Raw genomic sequence first — 2,338 nt, 5'->3', positions numbered from 1 at the left:
GATGTTCCTATAGACAAATCGGCCCACTTCCCATCCACGTTTCGTCGGTCCTATCCATGGCAGTTGGGGATCCTCTTGCAACGGTAGGCGGAGCAATCACCGGCACTGTACTGGCGGTGGATGCATACAAGCTCCGTACGATGAGTGAATGACCGATTCCTCTAGAACTGTGCCCCTTGCCGATGTGAAGCATGTCCGTATCCGACACCTTCAAGAGGCAAAGCGTGTCCGCGAGCGTTTTGTGATGCTTACCGCATATGAGCAGTATGCAGCGGAGATTTTTGACCAAGCTGGCATTGATGTACTCCTCGTAGGAGACTCCGCCTCTAACAATGTTTATGGCCATAAGAATTCGATCCCGGTGACACTGGATCAGTTGATTCCTTTATGTGCTGCAGTCACGCGATCGGTGCAGAGACCCCTCGTGGTGGCAGATCTCCCGTTTGGCAGTTTCGAAGTCTCCACCTCACAGGCAGTGGAGTCATCCGTGCGGCTAATGAAAGAGGGCCTGGCACACGCCGTGAAGATGGAGAGCACGAAACACTTCGCTCCCCACGTATCGGCTCTCACGAATGCAGGCATCCCCGTGATGGCTCACATCGGCTTCACGGCTCAGAGAGAACACCAGCTCGGCGGCTACCGTGTCCAAGGGCGCGGAGATGACGCCAAGCGGCTCATGGAGGACGCACTGGCTCTGCAAGAGGCCGGGGCGTTCTGCCTCCTGATGGAAATGATTCCCGAAGACGTCGCTACCGGCATTGATGCTGCCGTAGACATTCCGACGATCGGTATCGGTGCAGGAGCTTCCACCACCGGGCAGGTCCTAGTCTGGCAAGACATGGCAGGACTCGGGAGCGGAAAGCCGTTCACTTTCGTGAAACAGTACGCAAACCTGCGCGAGGATCTGACTAAGGCAGCTCAAGCCTTCGCGAAGGAAGTACGTCAGGGAGCTTTCCCAACCTTGGATCACACCTTCTGAGCCAACGCGGACCCTCGCCGATCACAACCCTCCCTGGCCTGCGCCTTTTGGCGATACTCCTGGCACCGTTCGAATAGGCGACCAGTAACTTGTCCGGTGAAGAGCGAGCTGCGGGACAATAGGTGTTTTCAGCGGCAGGGTAGTGATAAGTCGGATGGTGCTGCCCTCGGTCCTCTGAGCAGGTCTTTTTTCAGTGCGTAGTAGAGCTCGCGGGCGACGAAGCGTTTGAGGCTGCGGATTGCGTCGGCTGATGAGTGTCCTTGGGTACGTTTGCGGTCGCGGTATGCCTGGGATCTGGGGTCGTAGCGTAGCCGGCAGATAGTGACGAGGTAGATGGCCCGGTTGGCTCGCCGGTTTCCGCCGCGGTGGAGGCGCATGCGGTGGGTTTTGCCGGATGAGACTGGGATGGGTGCGACGCCGCAGAGTCGGGCGAAGGCTGCTTCGCTGGGGAATCGGTCAATGTTCTGCCCTGCGGTAATCAGCAGTTGCGCGACGGTGATCGGTCCGACCTGAGGCAATGCGATAGTGGTCGGTGCGACCGCTTCCACCAGCTTGGTTATGTGCTTCTCGACCGTATTGATCTCTGCCGTGAGGTTGAAGATACGGCGCCCCAACTCCCGCAGCACATACTTCACCGCGTGCTCGGGCTCGTCCAGCCGCGAATTGTCCGGGCGCAATGCGCGTGCCTGCGTGGCCTTGCCTTCGAGCGTTCTTGCATCAAAGCGTTCGCGCATTCCAGTGGGGGCTGTGACGAGGACGTCGCGAAGTTGTACGAGTGCAGCAGCACGCGACTTCACGGCTGAATCGCGGAGGAGGTGCAGATTGCGGATTGCTTCGACGGCGCCAGTGGTGTCTTTCGCTGGAGAGGAACATTCACCTGATATGACTTTCCGTGCAGCGGCTTCAGCGTCAATGACATCGCTCTTGCCTGAGCGGCTGCGGGTAAGGCGGTGTCCACGGTTGACTTCGACGACGTCAATGCCAGCGGCCAGGAGGTGTCTTGTGAGGCCGGCTCCGTAGGAGCCGGTGCATTCAACTCCTGCGGAGTTGATGATGCCGTAACTGGCAGCCCAATCCAGCAGCTCCTGGTAGCCGGCGATGTCGGTGGTGAACTGCCGATCTGCGAGCAGTAAGCCGTGCTGGTCGAGGACTGCAGCGTGGTGCAGCTGTGAATGGGTATCCACGCCTATCGTGACCGTGGATACCGGTCGGCTGGTCGTTTCAGTCGTTGCAAGCGTCATGCGTCTCGTTCCTGTCGATGGGGACGGTGGCGAGCACGGGTGACCGGGCCGGGCGGACAAAGCACTGAAGAGCCTGAGTTCGCCACGTTCCTATCAAGTCACATCCCGTCCGGCCCGG

Annotated in this window: 2 protein-coding genes; one reads left to right on the top strand and one right to left on the bottom strand. The window is 59.2% G+C overall.

Going from position 1 to position 2,338, the window contains the following annotated elements; genetic code table 11:
• Nucleotides 1–148: 148 nt before the first annotated feature.
• Complete coding sequence (panB, locus tag P4U43_RS17815; RefSeq protein ID WP_277359935.1) at nucleotides 149–979, top strand: 3-methyl-2-oxobutanoate hydroxymethyltransferase; 831 nt, start codon at nucleotides 149–151, stop codon at nucleotides 977–979.
• 128 nt (nucleotides 980–1,107) lie between these two features.
• On the opposite strand, the gene P4U43_RS17810 is transcribed toward panB, so the two are convergent.
• Nucleotides 1,108–2,220, bottom strand: a complete 1,113-nt coding sequence (locus tag P4U43_RS17810) for an IS110 family RNA-guided transposase (RefSeq protein WP_277359934.1) — start codon at nucleotides 2,218–2,220, stop codon at nucleotides 1,108–1,110.
• Between the last annotated feature and the right edge of the window lie 118 nt (nucleotides 2,221–2,338).

Source organism: Arthrobacter vasquezii (genome assembly GCF_029455255.1).
Classification (GTDB): domain Bacteria; phylum Actinomycetota; class Actinomycetes; order Actinomycetales; family Micrococcaceae; genus Arthrobacter_D; species Arthrobacter_D parietis.
The sequence above is the reverse complement of the archived record's forward strand: the minus strand, read 5'-3'. Positions and strand labels throughout refer to the sequence as shown.